Below are 22229 nucleotides of genomic sequence, written 5' to 3' on the forward strand. Positions count from 1 at the left end.
ATTAGTCTTCCTCCATCAGGTCGATTCCGATCGCGCGTTTGATCTGGTCGCGCAGGCCACCACTGCCGGTGCCGCCGCCGAGTGTCACCATCACTGGTTCGACGCTCGTCTCGGCGTCCTTGCGCACCCCGCGCGAGAGATGTGCAAGGTCGTCGTCGTGCATCACGATGATCCCGATCTCCTCGTCGTCGAGCATCTCCTCGACGGCAGCGTCGAGTTCCTCGTCTTTGTCCGCGTCCGGCACGTCGGCGAACTTCCGTACGCCGGCCAGCCGGAACCCCGTCGTGAAGTCGGGACTGCCGATGACACCGATCTCCTGACTCATAGTATCACCAGCTCCTGTTCGATCTCGTCGCTGTCGAGTCCGGCCTCGCGGCCCCGAGCGATCGCTCGGATGTTGTCGACCTCGCGCTCCTTGGCGAGGATATATGACAGGACCGGACAGACCGACAGCGGGTAGCGGTTCGACAGCTGGTCGGAGTACTCGAGCAGTGCCGCGTCGAGGGCGTGCTCGAACTCGATGAGGCTGTCGGCCGCTTCGAGCGTGTCGAGTGCCGCGTCGAGGTCGTCGCCGTACGTGCTCTCACGAACTCGCTGGACGAGCTGGTCGGTGCTCGTGGCGAGTGCGCCGATCTCGTCGGCGTCGAACAGGCGACCGCCCTCGATGTGGTACTCGGCCGGATCGATCTCCGCCCCGCTGCGAGCGAGTCGAAGGGCGTTCCGGAGGTTCCGGAAGTCGATCTCGGCCGTGAGAAAGGAGACGTACAGGCCAGTCGGCGAGTCGACTTCCGGCTGCGTGGGCAGCCCAGAGAGCAACACGTCGTAGAACGCCCGGTCGAGCGCGTTCTCGAGCGGGACGAGCACGCCGCTGTCCTCGTAGTCCTGGTACGCCTCGGCGAGGTCGTCGCCGAAGATCGTGCCGTCGAGGAGTTCGACGACCTCCTCGATCGAACCGGCGGCGACCAGCTGGTCGAGCAGCTGTTCGGACAGTTCGCCGGCACGAATCAGGTCGTCCTCGACCTCGCTGGCGTCGGCTTCGGAGTACAGCCCCCGGACGATCGTCTTGACGTTCCACACGTCGAATTTCCGGAGGTAGCGGGCGACGTAGTCGTACAGTCGTCCGTCCGACCAGCGCAGCAGATCCTCGAAGTGCTTGGCGAGGTTCCGGTTCAGCGCGTACTCGACGAGGTCGACGCCGCTGTATCGCGCTCCCAGGGCGTTCATCTCGGTCTCGTACTCCGTCTCCTCCATGAACCGGGAGATCTCGGATGGACCCATGCGGACGAGCTTCCGGTAGTCGTCGTCGTCGAACAGCTTCGCTCGACGAGAGCGGACACGCGTGATGACGTACTCGTAGTTTGCGCTTTCCCAGTTCTGTTCTTCGAAGCGTACGGTCATTGCTCCTCGAAGAGCCGTGAACTGATGTCTCGCAGATTGTTCTCCCAGACGTCGTCGAGAACGGAGTCGAACGTGTTGTTCACGCTGATACGCGAGCTCTCGCTCTCGACGACGACCCCGCCCAGGCAGTCGTACTCGCCGGCCAGCTCGTAGCCGTCGTAGTCGGCGAGGATCGACTCCAGCAGGTCGGCGTCGTCGGCTCGCCCGTACACTTGCACACTGGCGTCGTCGTCGAACTCCGCCGTGGCAGCGTCCAGCAGCGTCCGCGTCAGCTCTTCTCGGCGATCGCCCTCGAGGGAGGCGATCTCCGCTTCGACGCTGTCGCGGACCGATTGGAGTACGTCGCGGCGAGCCTCGAGTCGCTCCTGCTTTGCCTCCAGTTTCGCACTGGAGAGTTTCTGCTCTCGCTCCTGCTCGATTTCGCGTTCGACCTCGGCCTGTCGCTCGTCGCGGATCTCGTCGGCGTCGGCCTCGGCCGCCTCGATGATCTCTTCGGCGCGCTCGTCGGCGTCGCTACGAATCTCCTCTGCACGCGCGCGGGCCTCGTCTCGGATGTCCTCTGCGACTGTTTCAAGACTCATAAATGGGTTTGAAAGGGGTGGAGTCTACTGTCCCAGCGTGAGGAACACGACGACCAGTGCCAGAATGACGATGGTCTCCGGGAGCACTGTCAGAATCAGGCCACGACCGAACATGGAGTCGTCCTCCGCGATCGCACCGACTGCGGCGGCACCGATTCCACGTTCCGCGTAGCCTGCACCGATTGCGGCGAGTCCGACGGCCAGCGCGGCGGCGGCCAGCGGTGGGATTGCAGGTGCAGCAGCGGTACTACCGACAAACGCTTGGAGTAGTGCGGATGACATTGTTGGAATCCTGTAGTTGGTTCCGGACAAGCGCATATGACCATACCGGAGTCATAAAGCTTCCCAAAACAGATGGTCACGGCCCTGCTCGGCTGGTTTGGGCCGTCTCGGCTGGGTCCTTGGGACGTGAACGCCTAGCAAGTACTCGGTTGTGGAGCGGGTGAAATTAGTTGGGACGGACGACCCGCGACGCAGCGCTGTGTGGAGAAGTGACTGTGCGAACCGTAGATCGGATTTTAAATAAACGATCATCCACAGAACGTGCGGATATTTGTCTGCTTTGTAAGCGCCGTGGGAAACTCATTGGCCAACAGACATTCTCGGAACGCCGCTGAGGTCCGACGGCGCGCACCCCGACTGTCGCCGGCATAGCGTGTCAGACGACGACACCGTACCGGTCGCTATCGCGTTCGCTCGACACGGGACATCGTTCGGTTCAGACCTCGAAAAATCGATTACGTCCCGAAAAACGGCCGGGAGGATGTCAGTCCTCGGTCGTGAACTCGCGATCGTACCCGAACGGCTCGTAGGCCTTGCCGCCGCCCTCGAAGAACTTGCCGAAGAACTCGACGTATTCGAGACGGACGGCCTGGAGGCCGGCAGAGGTGATCCCGAGCACGAGCACCAGCAGGTGCCCGAGTACCAGGAGGACGATCCCGAACAGGAGGCCGACGATCGCCATCGACCCGTCGAGGTTCAGCAGTCCCTGGAAGACGACGTCGTCGGCGACCGGCTCCTCGGACATGAACCAGATCAGGTGGAACTCACCACCGTGCAGGGTCGCGCCGAACACGAGCAGGTTGACGGCCAGTGCCATCCCGGCCTTGGCCAGCAGCACCGCAGCGATCCGGGTGTAAGAGACGACGTGCCCGAAGCCCTGGGTGATCGACTCGATGAGACCGATCCCGCCTTCGGCGGCGATGACCATGACGAGTCCGACGATCGTCATGGCCAGCGCGACGCCGACGACCATCGTGAAGCCGACGCCGGGGACCGTGAACCGGAACAGCTCCAGAACGGGGAAACCGGTGAAGCCGATCGGCAGCGCCGCGCCGTCACCGCTCCCGAACACCTCGAACATGAACGCGGGCTTCGGTCCCATGGCGGTCCGGGTGAACACCCACAGCCAGAGGCCGACGGTGAAGAGGATCCACGAGCCACTCTCCATGATCGCCTCACCGAGGCCGTGATCGAGGTTGTTGTAGAAGTCGAAGATCCGGCCCACGACGAGGTGGAGCACGCCAGCGATGACGCTGACGAGGAGCCAGGCCTGTCCGTACGCCAGGTAGTGTGGCTGGAGCCCCTTGTGGATCGGCGGATGACCGTTCCAGAGGATATCTCCGAGCTGGTGGAGACCGAACAGTTCACCGTACAACACGCCGAAGATGGCGGTAAACAGGCCAGACAGCAGGCCGACACCGCCAAGGCTCTTGACCACGTCGTTGTCGAAGGACTTCAACAGCCAGTAGCCAAGTCCCATGTAGAGGACCCCGTAGCCGAGGTCACCGATCATGAACCCGAAGAACGCCGGGAACGTGAGGAAGAAGACGACCGTCGGATCGAGTTCGTCGTACTGGGGTCGGTTGATGATCTCGACCAGCGCCTCGAAGGGCTTGACGACGCCGGGATTGTCCTGGATGACCGGCGGGCGGCTGTCGCCCATCGTCACGAGCCCGCCGTCGGCGGCGACCTCCTGACTCTCGGTCTCGTCGCTGGCCGACGCTTCGACGGTCTCGCCGGTCGACGCACCGCCCGAGCCGCCGGAGTCGTCGGTCTCGACCGTCTCGGTGGACTCCGGATGACCCTCGTCGCTGTAGTCTGCGCGTTCGAGTTCGTCTACCTCGATCGCCTCGCCGACGGCGTCGGTCAGTGCTTCCGCGAGGTCCGCGTACCGATCCGAGGGGATCCACCCCTCGGCGACGAAGGCGTGTTCCGTCGTCGCGAACGTCAGCGGTGCCTCGCTCTTTTGGACGTCGATCGCTAGCTTCTCCTCGGCCGCGAGCAGGAAGCCGGCGACGTCGAGGCGCAGGTCTTCGAGTTCGTCCTCGACGGTCGTGAGCTTCGATTCGAGTTGCTGTTTGCGGTGCTGGAGTTCCTCGCGGTAGGACTCGGGGTCCGCCTCGCTGTCGGGGACGGTCAGCTCGGTGAACGTCGCGCTGACGAGGGCATCCTGCAGTGTGTCCTCGTCCGTGCGTGCGGCCACCGCGATGACGTCGTCTTCCTGGAAGAACTGGTAGAGGTCGACGTCACTGTGTGCGAGTGCGTCCCGGACGGTCTCGATGTCGCCTTCGCCGACGACCACGGACAGGTTCTCGTACCCCTGGAGGAGGTCCAGATCGATCCCCAGCGTGACGAACGGGTCGATCGTCTGGATCTCGTCTTCGATCGTTCGGAGTTCGTCAGTGAGTTCGTCGCGTCGGTCGTCGAGTTCGTTGACCGTCTGACGGATCTCTTCGAGTTCCTCGTCGAGTGCCTCGTCGGTCACCAGCCGCGTCGGGCCGGCATCGGCCTCGTCGACGTCGAGGATCGACTTGAGCGATCGAACCGTGACGAGCTTCTCCGAGGCGTTTTCGGCCCCCTCGGCCGGGTCGCCGGGTTCGAAGTAGTCCCACGAACCGTCGTACTCGGTGACGTGCAACAGTCCCAGGTCGTGGACGGTCTCGATGACGTCGTCCATGACGCGTTTCGAGCCGGTCACCGAGACGCGGCTCATTCGCTCAGGTCTGAGCATGTACCGCCTCCTCGAACAGTTCTGTGACGTGTTCGATCACGTCCTCGGTGCGCTCTTGGGCGCGCGATTCGAGATCGTCTCGGGCCTGCTCGCCCTCTTCGAGCAGTTCCTTGCGGTCGGCCTCGATTTCGGCACGAGCCTCCCCGAGACGCTCCTGGGCTTCCGATTGGGCCTCCTCCCGGGCCGTCTCGCGGATCTGCTCGGCTTCCTCGCGAGCGTCTTCGAGTCGTTGCTCACGGTCCTGTTCGGCCTCGTCGACAATGTCGTCGGCGTCCTGTTCGGCCGCTTTGATACGGTCGAGAACTTCTGGCCGTGGCATTCTCTAATCACCCTGACGTTGCTGTAGCGGCTATTTGGTAGTTGCGAAGTTGGCCCGGTTCTGTGGGGAGCGACGCGCCGTGAAAAAACGACGGGTGTCGAACGTCACCGGCCCAATGGACTGTCACCGCGACGACGATCCGGGGCAATTATGCTTGCCAAGCCCAAAGCCTGAGCAATGGGAGTCCTCGAAAACAAGTCGCGTGCGCGGACGTTCTACAAGTACCTCTCGAAGGTGTACGACCGTGTCAACCCATTCATCTGGAACGAGGAGATGCGCGACGAGGCGATCGCGAAGCTCGACATCGAACCGGACGATCACGTCCTCGACGTGGGGTGTGGCACCGGCTTCGCCACGGAGGGACTACTCGAAGCGACCGAACACGTCTACGGACTCGACCAGAGCGCCCACCAACTGGAGAAGGCGTACGCGAAGTTCGGCAAGCGTGGTCCGGTCGCGTTCCACCGCGGCGACGCGGAACGGCTCCCCTTCCAGGACGACACCTTCGACGTGGTCTGGTCGTCGGGATCGATCGAGTACTGGCCCAACCCCGTCGACGCGCTCGAAGAGTGTCGACGCATCACCAAGCCCGGTGGACAGGTGCTGATCGTCGGCCCCGACTACCCGAGCCAGAGCGTCTTCCAGAAGCTCGCGGACGCGATCATGCTGTTCTACGACGAGGACGAGGCCGACCGGATGTTCGAAGACGCCGGTTTCACAGACTTCGAGCACTTCGTCCAGCAGAACAGGCCGGGGAGTCCGAAGGCCATCACCACGATCGCACGCGTCCCCGAGTGAGACAGCCGGTAACGATCGAGAAAAGCCGTACGAGACGGTCGGGGACCGTCGTGAGGACTCGCCGCGTCGGTGTGACGACGCTTGCACAGGCCGTCAACTCGCCGTCGTACGGACGATCCCGACGGTCGTGTCACCGGCGAGGAGCCGGACCACGACAGTATCCCCAGCTTCCGGCAGCGGTGCGTTCGTCGACGCGAGTCGAAACGATCCGCGTTCGCCAGCTCTCCAGGTGCCGCCGTCGGCGCTGTTGAACGGGCCGGTGGGGCCGCCTCGAAACCCCTCGGCGGCGAAGAACGGCACCGGCGGCTGGGCGTCGAGTTCGTCCCCGCCGACGGTGACGACCAGTCGGAGTCGCTCGACGGAGACGGTGTCGCCGCCCCGGTGTGTCAGGACCAGCGTGTCGGTTGCGGCGTCGGCCGTCAACGAGAACGACGCCGTCGGTGCCGGTGTCGGGGCATCGAGAGCGACGGCCGCGGTGCCGACCGCGGTCGCGGCCAGCACCGTCAGCGCGAGCAGTAGCGCGACACCGACGACCGGCGAGGTGGCCCGGTCCATACGGCCGGTGTGGCCCGTTCCGGTTTGAACGTCAGGGTGGCAGCCGGGCGTCGAGGACGGTGCCGTCGTCGGTGCTGACCGTCAGCGGAACGCCGGGCCGTGGTTCGACGGTCCAGAGCGTCCCGTCCTCACCGGTCGTCCCGACGTACTCGCCGTCGATCCGAACGGTACCCGACACCGGCTCGCCGGTCACACTGTCGACCAGCCGGACGTGCATCGGCCCGGTTTCGTACGTCCGGTTGATCTGGAGCCGGAGCGAGTCGTCCTGTTCGGTCACCGTGTCGGTGACTGGAATCGCCGCCAGCGACTGGCGCTGGCGTTCGCGGAAGACGTTGGTGGTCCCACCGTCGAGATACGCCGTGAGGTCGCCGCTGGTGTACTCGGCACGGAACCGGTAGATGCCGGTCTCACCGAGTGCCTGGCCGGACGGCGAGGTGTCGTTGGTCACCCAGGGGTACAGCTCGATGCCGCGACGGTTGGCCGCGTTGACCAGATAGAGATCGCTCTCCCGGAACTGATCGGTGGCGTCGGGCCGGCGCTCGTCGGCGAGATACGTCTCGCGGTAGTACGAGTCGCCGTCGACCATCGCGAGCGTGTACCCCGAGTCCGAACTCTCGACGTAGATCGATTCGATCCTCCGGTCACCGGTGACGGCCTCGCTGGCACGCTGGGCGACCGGCCCGCGGAGCACCTCGACTTCGCCTCTGAGGTTCTCGATACGCGTGTCGAGTTGTCGCGGGAGCGAATAGCTCGACCGTCTGGCGACGTCTTTGACCCGACCGATCGTCGCCGAGATCTGCCTCGCCTCGGTGTCGATCAGGGCCATCGTCCGAACGAACTTCGTGGTAGAGATCGTCCCGGACGCGTACGCCTCGATGGCACCGGCACGTCGGACGCGCAACTCGTCGGATCTGGTCTCTGCCCAGCTCACTTCCGAGCGGATGATCTCGGACCGCTCGCTGGTCGAGGAGGTGTCGTAGAACTCGTTTTCGAAGGCGGTCGTCCGATGCTGTCCGCGGAGGGACGCGGCGTCGGTCGCGACTGCCGTCCCGATGTTGACGTTGACGGCTCCGTGATCGGAGATCGTCACGTTGCCAGGCGGAATCGTCAGGTAGTTCGCGAACTCTTGGATCGGGACGATCACCGGCGACGGATCGTCGAACTGCGCCGCTGTCCCCTGTCCAGCAGGGACGGGACCCGCAGCCACGGCGGGCAGCGACAGCACGACGAAGAGGAGGGCGAGGATCGAGACGGTGGCGGGACGCATTGTTACGCCCTTCTCCCCCGTCCCACAAAAATCCCTCTCTTCCGTGGGACCGTCGTTCTCCGACGAGAGTCCGCGAGACGTTTCAACGACGGCGCTGACGTTTTATCCCGTGATGGAAAGCGTTTTCCTCCCGGGCAGCACAGTCACGGGGTGAAGATGTCACACCGGTTACGAGCCGCCCACTTCGCCCTCCTGCTGGTGGTGCTCTCGGCACCAGTTGCGGCCACCAGTGGCGTGGTCGGCGGTGTCGACGCCCAGCAAACGCCCCCGCCGACAGCGTCGTCGACCGCCAGCCACACGACGATCCTGATACAGCTTCAGTCTGACGGTGACGCCACGTTTTCTATCACGGCCAGCGGCTTCGACGTCGCGAGCGAGCAGGAGCGAGACAGTTTCAACACGACGGCAGAGCGGTTCACCGAGGGCGAAGCGGACACGCTCGGGCTGTCGGCGTTCCGGCGGGCGAACACGGCCGCGAGCGAAGCGACCGGCCGCCCGATGGAACTGCGCGACGTACGACGAAGCAGCAACCTCACCAACGGGACGCTGACGCTGTCCTTTACCTGGACCAACTTCGCGCGCTCGGAAGGGGAGACCCAGTACGTCGACGACGTGTACAACACCACGGATCCCTGGCTGACCGGTCTGGAAGCGGATCAGACGCTGATCCTCGAGTTGCCGCCGGATGCCGTGATTCGGACAGTCCCCAAAAAGGTACGCAACGGACAGATCGTCTGGGAGGGGCCGACGACGTTCACGGAGTCCGAACTCGAACTCGCCTACAATCCCGGAGCAGAGGGGCCGTCGGGATCGCCCTCCCCCGGAGCGGGTCCCGGTGAGGATCCCGACGGCGGATTGTCGCTGCTCTGGGGTGGCCTCGCCCTGATGGGTGCCGTGGTCGCCGTCTCCGGGGTCTACGTGCTGTTGCTTCGGGACGACAGCGTGATCGACCGCGACGCCTTCGACGGTGGTCCCCTCACAGAATCCGACGACGACGGAGACGAACCACCCGCGAGTGCGTCGACAGCGGCCCCGACGGAGAACGACGACGCGCCCGACCAAGAGATCGACGAGGAACTGCTCAGCGACGAGGAACGCGTCGAACTCCTGTTAGAGCGCAACGGTGGACGAATGAAGCAGGCGAACATCGTCAAAGAGACCGGCTGGTCGAACGCGAAAGTCTCGCAGCTGCTCTCCTCGATGGAAGAGGACGGCCAGATCGACAAGCTCAGAATCGGACGCGAGAACCTGATCTCGTTCCCGGACGAGGACGTCACGGACATCGAGAACTGAGACCGTCGTGAACCCCGGATCGCGGATACGGCGGGGAGCGTCGGGAGCCGAAAAACTCTCGTCGCGTGGTCCGTGGTTCGGAAACGTTTATTCGGTGGCCGGCCCCACTGCGTGGTATGAAAGTCCTTGTCACGGTAAAGGAGGTGACCGCAGTCGACGACGAGTTCGAGATCGACGGACTCGGCATCGACGATCGGTACGTCACGGCCGACCTCAACGAGTGGGACGAGTACGCCGTCGAGGAAGCCGTCCAGCTCTCCGAATCGCTCGACGACGTCGAGGTCGTGACGGTGACGATCGGCCCCAGTGACAGCGAGGAGACGATCCGACAGGCGCTGGCGAAGGGTGCCGATCGCGCGATCCGTGTCTGGGACGACGCGCTCGACGACGACGCGATGCTCGATCCCGCGACGAAAGCGCGCCTGCTCGCGGCCGTCGCCGAGCAGGAAGATCCCGACCTGATACTCACGGGCGTCCAGTCGGCCGACGACAGCCTCGGCGCGACCGGCGTGACGCTTGCCGACCAGCTGGGGACCGAGTGGGCGGCCGTCGTCAACGCGCTCGACCTCGACGCCGAAGCGGGCGTCGCACACGTCCACCGCGAACTCGAAGGCGGCGTCGAGGAGCTGACCGACGTGGAGCTGCCCGCCGTGTTGACGATCCAGACCGGGATCAACGATCCCCGCTACGCCAGCCTCCGCGGGATTCGACAGGCCCAGAGCAAGGAGCTGGCCGAGAAGACCCTCGACGACATCGGGCTCGACGCGACGGCGCTGGACAGCCCGATCGAACAGACCGCGCTGTACGAGCCAGAATCCGAAGGTGACGCGACGCTGTACGAAGGCACGCCCGAGGAAACGGCCGGCGAGCTGGCTGGCCTGCTCGCCGAACGGGGGGTGGGCCAATGACGGTCCTGGCAGTCGCCGAACACCGCCGCGGCGAGTTGCGAGCCGTGAGCCACGAACTCGTGACCGCCGGCCGCGAGCTGGCCGACGCGACCGACGGCGACCTCCACGTGGCCGTCGTCAGCGGCTCGGTCGAGGAGTTCGCCGATCGGCTCGACCGCGAGGGCGTCGACGTGATCCACACGGTCGCCCACGGCGAGGAGTTCAACCACGACGTGTACACGCAGGCAGTCACGCAACTGGCCGACGAGATCGATCCCACGGTACTGCTCATGCCCCAGAGCGTCAACGGGCTCGACTACGCGCCGGCCGTCGCGAACCGGCTGGGCCTGCCGCTGATCACCGACGCCGTCGATCTCGCCTACGACGACGGCCTGACTGCCACCCGAGAACTGTACGGCTCGAAGGTCGAGACCACGATCGACAGCCACGCCGACAGCACCGCGGTCACGATCAGACCCGCCGAGTGGCCCGCAGCGGAGGGCAGCGGCGACGCCACGGTCGAACCCTTCGAGGCGACGATCGACGAGTCGGCGATCCGCTCGACGGTCACCGGCTTCCAGGAGGTCGGCGGCGGCGACGTCGACATCTCGGAAGCCGACGTACTCGTCTCGATCGGTCGCGGCATCGAGGAAGAGGAGAACCTCGATCTGATCCGCGATCTGGCCGACACGCTCGACGCGACGCTGTCGGCGTCCCGCCCGATCGTCGACAACGGCTGGCTGCCCAAAAACAGGCAGGTCGGCCAGTCTGGCAAGGTCGTCACGCCGGACGTGTACATCGCCATCGGCATCTCCGGCGCGGTACAGCACGTCGCCGGGATGAAAGGCGCAGACACGATCGTCGCGATCAACGACGACCCCAACGCGCCGATCTTCGACATCGCCGACTACGGGATCGTCGACGACCTCTTCGACGTGGTGCCGGCACTGATCGAGCAGTTCGAGTGAGAACGCCGTCGCTCGTCGGTGTTCGAGAGACGGGGTAGGAAAGCCAGCGAGAACCACGCGTGGAAACCACGCGGGCCGAAAGATCGCTGGCCGACCGTGCCGTCGTGTGTACGTCTTCGCTACCGGTACAAGAGGGCTCCGGTGTCGGGGCCGGCCGAGACCGGCACGGGGGCGGCGACCAGAAGCAGACGGATGAGTAGGTACTTTTTGGGGTAGTCCTAAGGACCGATGATGGAGTACTTACAGCGGCGTCGGGACCGCGTCGAGGAACGGCTGGAGGCCGTCCTCGACGGGGTCGAACCCGACGAACTCGCCGACGAAGTCCGCCACGTGGCCCTGGCCGGCGGGAAGCGCGTTCGGCCGACAGTGACGGTGCTGGTCTGTGAGGCGCTGGGTGGAGAGCCCGCCGACGCGGTGGAGTTCGCGGTCGGGATCGAACTGGTCCACAACGCCTCGCTGGTGATCGACGACATCATCGACGAGTCCGACGTGCGTCGCGGGACGCCCTCGGCGTGGGCGGCCTTCGGCCACGGGCCGGCCATCATCGCCTCCGACGGGCTGCTGGGCGAAGCGTTCGCGCTCTTTTCCAGCGACGAGCGAGCCATGCAGGCCGTGACCGAGTCGATGGTCGAACTCGGCGAGGGCGAGGCGACCGAGCTCGTCAGCCAACCGACCAACGAGACCGAGTACATCGAGCTGGCCCGCCGGAAGACCGGCGCGCTGTTCCGGGCGGCGGCAGAACTGGGCGCGATCGCGGCCGACGCCGACGCCTACACGGTCGAGGCTTTCGGCCAGTACGCCGAGCGGGTCGGCGTCGCCTTCCAGATGCGCGACGACGTGCTCGACGCGACGGCCGACGCGGAGAAGCTGGGCAAGCCCGCCGGTCAGGACGCAGCGATGGACCGCCCCTCCTTCGTCGAGGTGACCGACCTCACGCCAGCGGAGGCCAACGAACGGGCTCGTGCGGAGTCCGACGCCGCGCTCGAAGCGCTCGCGACCGTCGACACCGACGACAGCCAGGCGACGGAGTACCTGCAGGATCTGGCGGAGTTCGTGGTCGTCCGCGAGCGGTAGCTACCGCCCGTGGAACCGATACAGCGAGGTGACGTAGGGCAGCCGGTTGAACAGCCAGATCGCGACCGGGATGCCGACGATCGTCATCGACAGCGCGGCGGCGACGTTGGCCCACAGCCACGAGAGCCACCAGCCCACGAGCACGAAGTAGATCGCCCGCACCACGAGCGAGTGCTGTGACGCGCCGGCACCGTCTTCTAGCGACCGAGGTTCGGCCAGCGTCAGCGCCGTCGGGACGAGGTTGATGAGCTTGATCCCGAACGGGAGCAGGATCACGGTAACATTCAACAGCCACGCGACGTTGACGACGATCGGCGTGAGCCACCAGCCCACGAGGACGAACCAGAGGGCACGGACGGCGAAGGAGCGCTGGGTCATGTCGAGGGGTAGACGATCAGTGGGTATATGCTTGCTGTCGCGGGTGGAGCACAGTGCTTAAGCGACGGCTGGGACTATCCCAGCACCATGAGAGTACTCGCGACGGTCGGGCTACCGGGCAGCGGCAAGGGCGAGGCCGCCAACGTCGCCCGCGAGCTGGACGTGCCGGTCGTGACGATGGGAGACGTGATCCGGGCGGAGTGTCGGGACCGCGGCCTGGATCCGGCGACCGAGCACGGCCGCGTGGCGACGGCGCTGCGCGAAGAGAACGGGCCGGCGGCCATCGCCGAGCGGTCGCTCCCGCTGATCGAAGACGAGCTCGCGTCGAACGACGCGGTGCTGGTCGACGGCGTCCGGTCGGACGTGGAGGTCGACGCCTTCGAGGCGGCGTTCGGCGCGTCGTTCTCGCTGGTCAGCATCGAGGCACCGTTCGAGGTCCGGAAAGCGCGGCTGGCAGAACGGGGCCGGGACGGCGACCGCGACGACGGCGGGGAATCCCTCGAAGAGCGCGACGAACGCGAGCGAGGCTTTGGCATGGACGCAGCGATGGAGCGGGCCGACGTACACATCGACAACACCGACAGTCTGGAGGCGTTCCAGTCGAAAGTGCGGACGCTGCTGGCCGACGGCGTCGACGCCTACCGGAGCCAGTACGACACCGCGGAGGGAGACGCATGAGCACGGTCTACAGCGTCGACGTGCGGGTGACTGCGCCGGTCCACGACACCGAGGTGACGGATCGAGTCGCCGACGCCGTCACCAACATCTTCCCGGCGGCCGATCCCAGCTACGAGGGCGACCAGATCGTCGCGACGTGTCACGACATGAGCCACGTCTCGGAGCTGCTCCACCGCGAGGAGATCCTCGACACGGCGCGGGGCGTCTTCCTCGACACGCTCGACGACGACACGTTCACCTTCGAGTTGAACAAGCAGGCGGCCTTCGAGGGGCGGATCAACTTCTCTGTCGGCGGTCCCGCAGAGCTCGGCGACATCCACGTCCGAGTGCGCGTGACCGAGCCGTCGGCCGAGGCCTTCATCGACGCCATCGCACCGCCGACCGAGGACGGCGCACCCATCGACACCGAATGAGTACCACGACGGCGATCTGTTTCGACCTCGACGGGACGCTGGTCCAGTACGATCGCTCGTTCGACGAGATACTGACGACGACCTTCGAGCGCGAGCTCGGGACCGCGACCGAGGAGATGGTCGCGGCCTACGAGAGCGGTTTCTTCGACGCGTTCGAGGGGTGTACGCCGGAGCCGTACCACGCGGGGATGCGGGCCGCGCTGGCGGAAGCCGAGATCGACGCCGACGTGGACGCGCTCGTGGCGGCGCTGCGAGCCGAGGAGTTCGCGGCGACCAGCGTGTCGTCGGCCGCGCGAGACTGTCTCTCGGAACTGGGCGCGGACGAGGCGACGACGCTCGTGGTCTGTAGCGACGGCGTCGGCGAGTGGCAGCGCGCGAAGATCGGCCACCACGACCTTGGCGCGCACTTCGACGAGACGGTGATCTCCTACGACGTGGGCGGGCACAAGACCGACGGCGATCCCTACGACGCCGTCCGCGAGCGTGTCGACGCCGAGGAGTACGTGATGGTCGGCGACAGCCACGAGTCGGACGTGGTGGCCGCCCGGGAGGCCGGTTTCGTCCCGGTGCAGTACGAGGACGCCGAGACGGACCTGTTCGCGATCCTCACCGCGATGCTGTGATCACTCCTCGAAGCCGCTGACGAAGATCGCGACCGACTCGCCGATCTCGCGGCGGCGAGAGAGTCTGACCTCGTCGATCCACTTGACCCACTGGAGGCCGCGGCGTCCCGGCGCGACCAGTCGCATCGGCGCGCCGTGGCCGTGCGTGAGGGGGTCGCCGTCGACGTGGGTCGCCAGCAGTGCGTCCTCGGCCTCCGAGATGGGCAGCGACCAGCGATACCCCGTCACGGAACGGAACTGGACCCACCGGGCGGCGTCGTCCGGTTCGACCGCCGCCAGCAGCTCCGCGACTGCGACGCCCTGCCAGTCGTGCTCGGAGTACCAGCCGCTGGTGCAGTCGAGGACGGCCCGCTGCTCGTCGGCACCCTCGGGATCGTCCAGTTCCAGATCGTCGACGCCGAACGTCGCGGGATTGGCGACTCGGCCAGTGACCGATAGCGCCCACTCGTCGTGGTCGATCGGATCTGGATCGTCGGCCATCCAGCTCGTCGGCGGGAAGGCGTTGCCCTCGTCCGTCCCGACCTCGCGGGAGCCGGTGAATCGCCGGTCCGCGCCGGCCGTATCGAGGACGTCGTTGAGCACTCGCTGACTCCGCCAGGTCAGGGCCGCGATGCCGGCGATCCCGGCGTACTGCAGTGCTGTGCGGCGGTCACGGCTCGGCACGTCGCGTGGGTCGTGAAAGCGATGGCGAAGGTGCAAGAGGAGGACGACTGGGACGACCAGCCCGACGCCGATGTGGAGGTTCAGCAGGCCCCAAGGACCGATCGAGACCGAACCGCCCAGCACCCACCACAGCCCCGTTGCGAGCGCCGCCGCGGTGACGACAGCGAGAGACAGCGAGAGGACGCGCGGCCCGGTCAGGCGGTCGGGCGTGACTCGGGGCGCGACCCGGCGGAGCTTGAACGCCAGGAGGACCACGAGCGCGATCCCGGCGATCGCGTGGAGATCGAAGACCCAGGCCTGTGCGGGGACGCCCGCGACGAGGCTGTAGAGACCCGTCGCGAGAATGAGCGCGACCGCGGCGGCGAGACTCCAGTCGAGGACGCGCGGGCCGGGCTCCAGCCACCGGAGCGGTCGCGCGGGGAGCCAGTCGGGCCGGCGCATACCCCAGCTTGGGGCCGGATCGGTTTGTGGGTGTCGCGGGCGTCGGCGCGCGACGCTCGCGAGCAGTCAGTACGACGCCACGGCGACGACCGTCCCGTTCGCGGCGCGCAGGGTGGCGGTGTCGCCGTCGTTGTTCCAGATCGGGCCGTTCCCGCGGTAGAACTCGGTGGGAGTGTCGGTCCCCGATCCGGAGTAGAGTCGGACCGAGCCGTTCGCGGGCACCGTCGCGCTCGACGGGAAAGTGTAGCTGTGGCCGGCCTCGTCGGTGAGCGTCCAGTCGCCGATCGCGAGCGGGTCGCCGCCGTGGTTCGAGACGACGACGAACTCGCCGTTGGGGTTCTCGCGGTCGTCGCCCGGCGCGTCGGCGACGATCCGGAGGCCGACATCGCCGGTCGGCGTGGCCGGGTCCCCACAGGCCCAGACGCCGCGGCCGGCGTCCCGCGCGGCCCGTTCGTGCTCGTAGAACCGTTCCGAGCGCGAGAACGCGCTGTCGTAGACTCGCGCGTGACCCGCCTCGACGAGCCGTTCGTTGGCGTCGACGCCGTCGACGACGAGGTAAGCCAGCAGCCGATCGTAGCGGTCCCGTCGGTCGGCCTGCGGGTCGACAGCGACGACGACTGGCTCGCCGCCGACGAGGGATTCCAGCGCGCGGGTCGCGTTGCCGGCGGCCCGTTCGAGACAGGCACGGCCGGCCGCGGTGTCGGGCACGCCCTCGAACTCCGCGGGGTTCGTCCCGCCGCGGGTCTCGGGGGTGTCGATCCCGAGCAGCCGGACGGTGTCGAACGTCCCGTTGTCGTACCGGATCTCGACGGTGTCGCCGTCGACGACGCGGGTGACCGTGGCGTTGACAGTGTCACTCCCTGCCGGGACGGCGTCGCCGGGCGCGGCTGGCGTCTGTGGCCCGCCCGAGAGACAGCCGGCGAGGGCGGCCAGAGCCAGCACGGCGACGAGCAGTGAACACCGACGGTCCATCGTGTGTCCGGTGGCCGGGGAGACTCAAAGCTCTAGCGTCGGGACACGAGATTGATGTGCGAGGGCGGTGCAGTGACGGACGATGCCCTCCAAGCTCCGCGACCCTCGCGTCATCGCCGCCGTCGGTGGGATCGTCTACGCGACCGTCGTGTTCGCGTGGCTGCGCGCGAACGGCGTGTACTGGGCGACCGACGACGTGGCCGCGACCGCCTTTGGCGTCGGCTACGCCCTCGTTGGCCTCTTCCTGATCGGTGCCGTCCCGCTGTACCTGCTCGTCCGACTGTCGCTGGTCACGCCGGCCGCCGCGACCCTCTGGGTGCTCGGCGATACGGTGTATCAGTGGGCCTACGGCACGCACCTGCATCCGCTCAGTTCGTACCTCGTCGTCTGGCCGCTCCTGCTGGGGTTCGCACTCCTCCCCGGACTCGTCGAAGCACTCGTCCGGTACGGGACCGATCGGTTCGTCGACCGGGGCGGACTGGGGCCGCTCGTCTAGGGGACGAGCAACAGGACCACGGCGAGCGCGATGAACACGATCTTCAGCGTCGTGTTGACCGCGATCACCTTCGAGCCGAAGTCGGCCCCCCAGATGCCGTACTGGAACGGGATCGAGCGCTTGAACGTCGAGACGGCGAAGGAGACGATCCCGCCGACGAGCATCGTCGCGACGGCCTGACGAGGGGTGAAGGTCCCGTTCTCGATCAGCGGCGCGAGGACGATCGAGCCGTTGGTGGTGTCGATAGTGTAGACCGCGACGACGCCGACGGCGGCGCTTGGCAGGCCGACGGCGCTGGTGAACGCGCCGACGCTCTCGGACAGCGACGGGACGACGCTGGCCGCGCCCGACTCGCTCAGGGCACCGACCAGCGTCACCAGCGCGGGGATCTCGCGCCAGGCGACGAGGACGGCGACGATCGCGTAGATGACCAGCAGACGTGGCAGGATGTCCCGGAGCTTGTCTGCGGTCGACGCCGCCGCGTCCCGGACTTTCTCGTGGGCGGTGTCGTTCTCCTCGGTCGGATCCTCCACCTCGGGCATCCGGCTGCGGTCGACGTTGCGGTTCGAGAGGAGGAGTGCGCCTGCGAGAATGCCTACGAGCGTAATCGCCAGCGAGATACCGGCGCGAGCGCCGACGTACAGCAGTCCCACCCGGAGCCCGAGGATCGGGATCAAGACGGGCGCGTAGAAGGTGAAGATGTGCTGGGCGAAGCCGAAGAACGTGTTGATGGTGACGGCCACCAGCGTCGCGCGGTCGTCCAGCACGCCCGACTCGCGGAACTCCGCGAGCATCCCGTAGCCCGCCGTCGGCGAGGCCGTCGTCGCCAGGATCGCGGTGCCGACCTCGCGGGGGAGGTTCGCCGGCTCGGTGAGGTACTTCGAGAGCGTCGCGATGTACTCGACGATCCCGAAGGCGACGGCGAGATCGGCGAGGAACACGCCCAGCGCCAGCGTGACGGCGATGGTCCCCACCCGCGGGAGTACCGTCCCCCAGAGCAGATCGACGACCGGCCCGACCGACTGGAGGGCGACGTGTGGCTGCACGGGCGGTGCTGAGGACCTGACGAGCAAAGGCGCGTCGGTCCCGGCCGATCACGCCACGACCCGGTAGACCCCGAACAGCACCAACACGCCCAGCACGTCACAGACGTTGGTGACGACCGGCACGACCACGTCGTCGGGGTCCAGACGGTAGCGGTAGGCCGCGTAGGTCGTGACCACGGTGACGACGACGGCCAGCACCGACAGCACGAGGCCACTCAGGAGCGCGATCAGGACCACGGTGCCCAGTGTGAGCCCCGTCTCGCCGACCACGGCGGTCAGCCCCCACGCGCCGGCCCCGACGAGCGGGAACACCGTCAGCGAGAGCCCGATCGTCGCGACGGCGTTGCCCGCGAGGCGGTCGTCGGTCGGCGAAAAGGAGAGCAAGCCGAGGTGAAGCGCCGTCGAGAGCCGGGCGGCCAGCACGCTGCCGAGATTGCCGCCCATCCCGATTGTCACCGGAACGAGCAAGAGCAGCGACGGCGCGGCCAGCAGCGTCGCCTCGAAGGACTCCAGGACGAGTCCACTGACCAGTTCGATCGCGGTCAACACGCACAGCAGCGGGAGCATCGTCTCCACGATGCCAGACACCGACCACTCGGCCGATCCTTCGACCATCTCAGCCACCCCCGAGGGCGAGCACGACCCGTGCGGCCACGAGCATCGTCGCGATACCGACCACGTCGCCCGTCGTCGTCACGACCGGCCCGGCGAGCGTGTCGGGGTTGAGTCCGCGACGGTAGCCGACGACGACGACCGTGACGACGGCCACCGTCAGCAACAGTCCCGACAGGAGACCGGCGAGCAACGAGATCGCGACGAGCGTCGCGAGGCCGGCCGACTCGCTGCCCAGGACACGCAACACGACGACGCCCAGCACGGCCGCGAAGCCACTGACGAGAACGCCGTTCGCCAGCGCGGCGGCGATCGCGGCGTTGAGCCGCTCGTCGCCGAAGCCGAGCGTGGGTTCGATGACACCCTGGTGGAGCGCAGAGCCGAGCCGCGCGCCCAGCGAGCCGTAGACGTTGCCCCGCGTCGCGAGCAGCGCCGGCACCAGGACCAGCAGGCCGGGGACGGCCGCGAGCTCTGCCTCCATCCCCACCAGGACGAGTCCGGCGAACAGGCCGCCGATCGCACTCAACACCAGCACCGGGATCGTCTCCCGGTAGGCCTCCGCGGCGATCTCGCGGACCGTCATTGACGACGGAACGACCGGACAGTCCAAAAAGGGGGTGCATCGCTCCGCGTCGCGGGCCGACAACGTGAGTTGTCACTTGCCGCGGAGAGCGAAGCGGCCGGCGGGTGTGTCTGCGTGCAATCGATCGCCACTCGAATAACGTTTATCTGTCATTTCGACCATAGAGTTTTCAAACAGGCGTTAGTACCGACCCAGTGTACATCATGAAAAATGGTGATGCTGACGACGGCAGCACAGCCGACGAGTCGACCACCGAGTCCGACCCCCGCCCGGACGGCGGCGTCGTGACCGAGGACGGCGTGGCGTACCTGGACGCCGAGGTCAACATCTTCAGTCCGTCGACGCCGTTCATGCGCGACCACCTGCGGATCATCTGGTCGGGCTTCGTCGCGTGGCTGCTCATCGTGTTCGGCCCGGTCTCGCTGACGCCGATCATCCCCGGCGTGATGACGGCACCCATCCCGGTCATCGGGTTCCCGCTGCACTACTTCCTGGTCGGGATCGGCGCGCCAGTCGGCGCGTTGCTCCTGTCGATCTGGTACGCTCGCAAGCGTGACGCGCTCGACGAGGAGTACGGGATCAGCCACGAGACCGAGCCCGAACCGGAGACGGAGGTCGCGACCGCGGCCGACGGAGGGACCGCCGAATGAGCGGCCTCCTCCTCCAGTCGGGCCTGCTCCCGGAGGGACTCGAAATCTCGTTCAAGCTCATCCCCGGGATCATGGTCACGGCCATGCTCTTGCTCTTTCTGGCGGTCGGCTACGTGTTCAAGGTGGCAGACACCGAGGGCATGTGGGTCGCCGGCCGCTCGATCGGCAACGTCGAGAACGGGATGGCGATCGGCGCGAACTGGATGTCTGCGGCCTCCTACCTCGGGATGGCCGCGACGATCGCGCTGTTTGGCTTCTACGGACTGGCCTTCGTCGTCGGCTGGTCGACGGGCTACTTCATCCTCCTGATCTTCATGGCCGCCCAGATGCGCCGGTTCGGGAAGTACACCGCACCGGACTTCGTCGGTGACCGCTTCAACTCCGACGGCGCACGCGCGATGGCGGCCGTGACGACCTTTTTGATCGGGTTCGTCTACGCCATCGGACAGGCCCGCGGGATGGGACTGGTCGGCCTGTACATCTTCGGCGACATCGGCATCCCCGGCCTCTCGGGGTACCAGTCGATGGTCGTGTTGATGATGGCGATCACGGTGGGCTACCTCACGCTGTCGGGCATGCTGGGCGCGACCAAGAACATGACCGTCCAGTTCGTCATCCTCATCGTCGCGTTCCTGGCCGGCCTCTACGCGGTCGGGTACACCCAGGGGTACTCGACGGTGTTGCCCCAGCTGGAGTACGGTCGGTTGATCGGTGCGCTCAGCGCCGAGTTCAGCGAGCCGTTCACCACCGAGAGCTACTACACGTGGATCGCGACGGCGTTCACGCTCGTGGTCGGGACCTGTGGCTTGCCACACGTGCTGGTGCGGTTCTACACGGTCGAGAGCGAGCGGACGGCCCGCTGGTCGACGGTCTGGGGCCTCTTTTTCATCTGCCTGCTGTACCTGAGCGCGCCGGCCTTCGCCGCCTTCGGGACCGACCTCTACGCCAAGGAGATCGGTGCCGTCTACGGCGATCCCGGCATGTCCAGTGCCGCGGGCGACGTGATCGTCGTGCTGGCGACCCAGCTCGCGGGACTGCCCGAGTGGTTCGTCGGCCTCGTCGCCTCGGGCGGGATCGCCGCCGCGATCGCGACGACCGCCGGCCTCTTTATCGCCGGCTCCTCGGCCATCTCTCACGACATCTACAAGGGCCTGATCAACCCCGACGCGACCCAGCGCCAGCAGGTGCTGGTCGGTCGCCTGAGCATCGTCGCGCTGGGCGTCATCACGACGCTGGCCGCGCTCGACCCGGCCGCGCCGATCGCCGCGCTGGTGACCTACGCCTTCTCGCTGGCGGGCTCCGTACTCTTCCCGATGTTCTTCCTCGGCCTCTGGTGGGAGAACACGAACCGACAGGGCGCGCTGGCCGGGATGTCGACCGGGCTCGTCATCTGGCTCGTCCCGATGATCAACGAGGTCGTCCCGAGCTACGGCATCCTCGCGGGTGCCGCCGGCTCCGACGGCGTGCTCTCGGCGGCCCTCGCACAGTGGCTCCCGGCGATCGGCTCGGCGCTGGTCGCCGCGCCGGTGGTGTTCGTCGTCACGATCGCCGTCTCGCTGGTCACCGACGAACCGCCACTGGAGACCAAACGGATGGTCCGCCAGTGTCACAGCCCGGAACCGATGGGACAACAGCAGACGGCCGAAGAGGTCGTCAGCGGTGCGGAAACGCCAGGTGATGACTGATGTACGACAACATTCTCGTCCCGACAGACGGTAGCGACACGGCCGAGAGCGCGGTCGAGCACGCGATCGACATCGCCACGAAGTACGACGCGACGCTGCACGCGCTCTACGTCGTCGACATCGACGCGACCAACTACTCGCTGGGCACCGAACAGATCGACCGCATCCGTCGGGGCGACCTCGACGAGATGACGGAAGTCACCGACGAGGCCGAGAACGCCACCGGCTACGTCGTCGACCGGGCGGCCGAGCACGACCTGACCGTCGAGGAACACGTCACGGCCGGCCAGCCCGCGCGGGCGATCCGGAAGTTCGTCGAGGACAACGACATCGACCTCGTGGTGATGGGATCGCACGGCCGGTCGGGGCTCTCGCGGGTCGTCCTGGGCAGCGTCGCCGAGAAGGTGCTGCGCCGGACTCGCTTGCCGGTGCTGGTCGTCGACGCACACGGGGAGGGCGACGAGGCCTGATGGGCGTCCTCGAAACGATCGGCGAACACGTCCAGGAACACCGCTCTGGCATGCTGGTCGACCTGGCCTTCGCGGTGATCTGGGTCACGGCCGTGACCCTGCTGTTCGACCTGCTTGCCGGCCCCCAGTGGGCCTACTACCTCACGATGGGGGCCGGCGTCCTCGCCTACTACGGCTTCTTCTGGTCGCTCGCGGCGGCCAGGAGTGAGGGCGGGGACTGATACTGCCGGCAAGCAAGGATCGGATTCGGAAGCAGTGAGTGACCGGTTGCAGACACCGCAAGACTCGCTGCGCTCGCCTTTCGAGCAATCGATCGTTTTGCTCGTTGACACGCCGAACACGTTGCTTTACTCGCTTGGCTCAATA

The 22229-nt window shown here is 66.7% G+C and carries 27 protein-coding genes; 13 read left to right on the plus strand and 14 right to left on the minus strand.

From position 1 onward, the window contains the following. Position 1: 1 nt before the first annotated feature. From ACAH01_RS14395 to ahaH, 6 genes are all read right to left on the minus strand, one after another. Positions 2-325: a V-type ATP synthase subunit F gene (locus ACAH01_RS14395; RefSeq protein ID WP_153552411.1), complete on the minus strand. Its 324-nt coding sequence runs from the start codon at positions 323-325 to the stop codon at positions 2-4. Then, entirely contained in the window at positions 322-1398 is a 1077-nt protein-coding gene (locus tag ACAH01_RS14400) for a V-type ATP synthase subunit C (RefSeq protein WP_170093432.1), read from the minus strand. Before ACAH01_RS14400 ends, ACAH01_RS14395 begins: the two co-directional genes overlap by 4 nt. Next, on the minus strand, positions 1395-1979 hold the full coding sequence (locus ACAH01_RS14405; RefSeq protein WP_153552409.1) for a V-type ATP synthase subunit E: 585 nt from the start codon (positions 1977-1979) through the stop codon (positions 1395-1397). Before ACAH01_RS14405 ends, ACAH01_RS14400 begins: the two co-directional genes overlap by 4 nt. A gap of 24 nt (positions 1980-2003) precedes the next feature. After that, positions 2004-2261, minus strand: coding sequence for a hypothetical protein (locus ACAH01_RS14410; protein WP_015762244.1), 258 nt, complete (start codon positions 2259-2261; stop codon positions 2004-2006). 484 nt (positions 2262-2745) lie between these two features. Further along, positions 2746-4992: a V-type ATP synthase subunit I gene (locus ACAH01_RS14415; protein ID WP_170093431.1), complete on the minus strand. Its 2247-nt coding sequence runs from the start codon at positions 4990-4992 to the stop codon at positions 2746-2748. Continuing rightward, positions 4979-5311 carry an ATP synthase archaeal subunit H gene (gene ahaH / locus ACAH01_RS14420; protein ID WP_372479657.1) on the minus strand — a complete coding sequence of 111 codons (333 nt, stop codon included), beginning with the start codon at positions 5309-5311 and terminating at the stop codon, positions 4979-4981. Before ahaH ends, ACAH01_RS14415 begins: the two co-directional genes overlap by 14 nt. A gap of 177 nt (positions 5312-5488) precedes the next feature. Here ahaH and ACAH01_RS14425 point away from each other — a divergent pair, with 177 nt between their 5' ends. Next, positions 5489-6109 carry a methyltransferase domain-containing protein gene (locus ACAH01_RS14425; protein ID WP_170093429.1) on the plus strand — a complete coding sequence of 207 codons (621 nt, stop codon included), beginning with the start codon at positions 5489-5491 and terminating at the stop codon, positions 6107-6109. Positions 6110-6202: 93 nt separating this feature from the next. On the opposite strand, the gene ACAH01_RS14430 is transcribed toward ACAH01_RS14425, so the two are convergent. Together ACAH01_RS14430 and ACAH01_RS14435 are read right to left on the minus strand one after the other, a co-directional pair. Next, positions 6203-6664, minus strand: a complete 462-nt coding sequence (locus tag ACAH01_RS14430; protein ID WP_372479658.1) for a type IV pilin — start codon at positions 6662-6664, stop codon at positions 6203-6205. A gap of 31 nt (positions 6665-6695) precedes the next feature. Continuing rightward, positions 6696-7931, minus strand: a complete 1236-nt coding sequence (locus tag ACAH01_RS14435) for a hypothetical protein (RefSeq protein WP_372479659.1) — start codon at positions 7929-7931, stop codon at positions 6696-6698. 156 nt (positions 7932-8087) lie between these two features. Here ACAH01_RS14435 and ACAH01_RS14440 point away from each other — a divergent pair, with 156 nt between their 5' ends. From ACAH01_RS14440 to ACAH01_RS14455, 4 genes are all read left to right on the plus strand, one after another. Then, positions 8088-9224 (plus strand): hypothetical protein, encoded by a 1137-nt coding sequence (locus ACAH01_RS14440; RefSeq protein WP_372479660.1) that lies wholly within the window; start codon positions 8088-8090, stop codon positions 9222-9224. A 116-nt stretch (positions 9225-9340) separates the two neighbouring features. Continuing rightward, complete coding sequence (locus tag ACAH01_RS14445; RefSeq protein ID WP_372479661.1) at positions 9341-10132, plus strand: electron transfer flavoprotein subunit beta/FixA family protein; 792 nt, start codon at positions 9341-9343, stop codon at positions 10130-10132. Further along, positions 10129-11079, plus strand: a complete 951-nt coding sequence (locus tag ACAH01_RS14450; protein ID WP_372479662.1) for an electron transfer flavoprotein subunit alpha/FixB family protein — start codon at positions 10129-10131, stop codon at positions 11077-11079. Before ACAH01_RS14445 ends, ACAH01_RS14450 begins: the two co-directional genes overlap by 4 nt. Positions 11080-11310: 231 nt before the next feature. Beyond that, positions 11311-12153 (plus strand): polyprenyl synthetase family protein, encoded by an 843-nt coding sequence (locus ACAH01_RS14455; RefSeq protein ID WP_170093423.1) that lies wholly within the window; start codon positions 11311-11313, stop codon positions 12151-12153. Here ACAH01_RS14455 and ACAH01_RS14460 read toward each other — a convergent pair whose 3' ends face one another. Then, on the minus strand, positions 12154-12531 hold the full coding sequence (locus tag ACAH01_RS14460; RefSeq protein WP_372479663.1) for a YccF domain-containing protein: 378 nt from the start codon (positions 12529-12531) through the stop codon (positions 12154-12156). A gap of 87 nt (positions 12532-12618) precedes the next feature. On the opposite strand from ACAH01_RS14460, the gene ACAH01_RS14465 reads away from it, so the two are divergent. Genes ACAH01_RS14465 through ACAH01_RS14475 form a run of 3 tightly spaced genes read left to right on the plus strand, consistent with a single transcriptional unit; the run spans position 12619 to position 14245 of the window. Beyond that, a complete protein-coding gene (locus tag ACAH01_RS14465; protein ID WP_170093421.1) occupies positions 12619-13209 on the plus strand; it encodes an AAA family ATPase in 591 nt (196 codons plus the stop codon). Beyond that, positions 13206-13622 (plus strand): RNA-binding domain-containing protein, encoded by a 417-nt coding sequence (locus ACAH01_RS14470; protein WP_170093420.1) that lies wholly within the window; start codon positions 13206-13208, stop codon positions 13620-13622. The genes ACAH01_RS14465 and ACAH01_RS14470 overlap by 4 nt, the downstream gene beginning before the upstream one ends. Further along, on the plus strand, positions 13619-14245 hold the full coding sequence (locus tag ACAH01_RS14475) for an HAD family hydrolase (protein WP_372479664.1): 627 nt from the start codon (positions 13619-13621) through the stop codon (positions 14243-14245). Before ACAH01_RS14470 ends, ACAH01_RS14475 begins: the two co-directional genes overlap by 4 nt. Here the strand turns inward: ACAH01_RS14475 and ACAH01_RS14480 are convergent, their stop codons facing one another. Together ACAH01_RS14480 and ACAH01_RS14485 are read right to left on the minus strand one after the other, a co-directional pair. After that, positions 14246-15349 (minus strand): molybdopterin-dependent oxidoreductase, encoded by a 1104-nt coding sequence (locus tag ACAH01_RS14480; protein WP_372479666.1) that lies wholly within the window; start codon positions 15347-15349, stop codon positions 14246-14248. A 66-nt stretch (positions 15350-15415) separates the two neighbouring features. After that, positions 15416-16321, minus strand: a complete 906-nt coding sequence (locus ACAH01_RS14485) for a lamin tail domain-containing protein (protein ID WP_372479667.1) — start codon at positions 16319-16321, stop codon at positions 15416-15418. An 82-nt stretch (positions 16322-16403) separates the two neighbouring features. On the opposite strand from ACAH01_RS14485, the gene ACAH01_RS14490 reads away from it, so the two are divergent. Further along, the gene (locus ACAH01_RS14490; protein ID WP_372479668.1) at positions 16404-16817 is read left to right on the plus strand and encodes a hypothetical protein; all 414 of its coding nucleotides are present in this window, start codon (positions 16404-16406) and stop codon (positions 16815-16817) included. Here ACAH01_RS14490 and ACAH01_RS14495 read toward each other — a convergent pair. Genes ACAH01_RS14495 through ACAH01_RS14505 form a run of 3 tightly spaced genes read right to left on the minus strand, consistent with a single transcriptional unit; the run spans position 16814 to position 19058 of the window. Further along, positions 16814-17863 carry a nucleoside recognition protein gene (locus ACAH01_RS14495; RefSeq protein ID WP_372479669.1) on the minus strand — a complete coding sequence of 350 codons (1050 nt, stop codon included), beginning with the start codon at positions 17861-17863 and terminating at the stop codon, positions 16814-16816. The two genes, ACAH01_RS14490 and ACAH01_RS14495, sit on opposite strands and share 4 nt — an antisense overlap. A 48-nt stretch (positions 17864-17911) precedes the next feature. Beyond that, positions 17912-18478 (minus strand): magnesium transporter, encoded by a 567-nt coding sequence (locus ACAH01_RS14500; protein ID WP_170093414.1) that lies wholly within the window; start codon positions 18476-18478, stop codon positions 17912-17914. A 1-nt stretch (position 18479) separates the two neighbouring features. Continuing rightward, a complete protein-coding gene (locus ACAH01_RS14505; RefSeq protein WP_372479670.1) occupies positions 18480-19058 on the minus strand; it encodes a magnesium transporter in 579 nt (192 codons plus the stop codon). 203 nt (positions 19059-19261) lie between these two features. On the opposite strand from ACAH01_RS14505, the gene ACAH01_RS14510 reads away from it, so the two are divergent. Genes ACAH01_RS14510 through ACAH01_RS14525 form a run of 4 tightly spaced genes read left to right on the plus strand, consistent with a single transcriptional unit; the run spans position 19262 to position 22084 of the window. Next, positions 19262-19708 (plus strand): DUF4212 domain-containing protein, encoded by a 447-nt coding sequence (locus tag ACAH01_RS14510; protein ID WP_372479672.1) that lies wholly within the window; start codon positions 19262-19264, stop codon positions 19706-19708. Next, positions 19705-21393 carry a cation acetate symporter gene (locus ACAH01_RS14515; protein WP_170093412.1) on the plus strand — a complete coding sequence of 563 codons (1689 nt, stop codon included), beginning with the start codon at positions 19705-19707 and terminating at the stop codon, positions 21391-21393. The genes ACAH01_RS14510 and ACAH01_RS14515 overlap by 4 nt, the downstream gene beginning before the upstream one ends. After that, a complete protein-coding gene (locus ACAH01_RS14520; RefSeq protein WP_372479673.1) occupies positions 21393-21863 on the plus strand; it encodes a universal stress protein in 471 nt (156 codons plus the stop codon). The genes ACAH01_RS14515 and ACAH01_RS14520 overlap by 1 nt, the downstream gene beginning before the upstream one ends. After that, positions 21863-22084: a hypothetical protein gene (locus tag ACAH01_RS14525; RefSeq protein ID WP_153552387.1), complete on the plus strand. Its 222-nt coding sequence runs from the start codon at positions 21863-21865 to the stop codon at positions 22082-22084. The genes ACAH01_RS14520 and ACAH01_RS14525 overlap by 1 nt, the downstream gene beginning before the upstream one ends. Positions 22085-22229 lie beyond the last annotated feature (145 nt).

Origin of the sequence: Halomicrobium sp. HM KBTZ05, from assembly GCF_041530035.1 — an archaeon.
Taxonomy (GTDB): Archaea; Halobacteriota; Halobacteria; order Halobacteriales; family Haloarculaceae; genus Halomicrobium.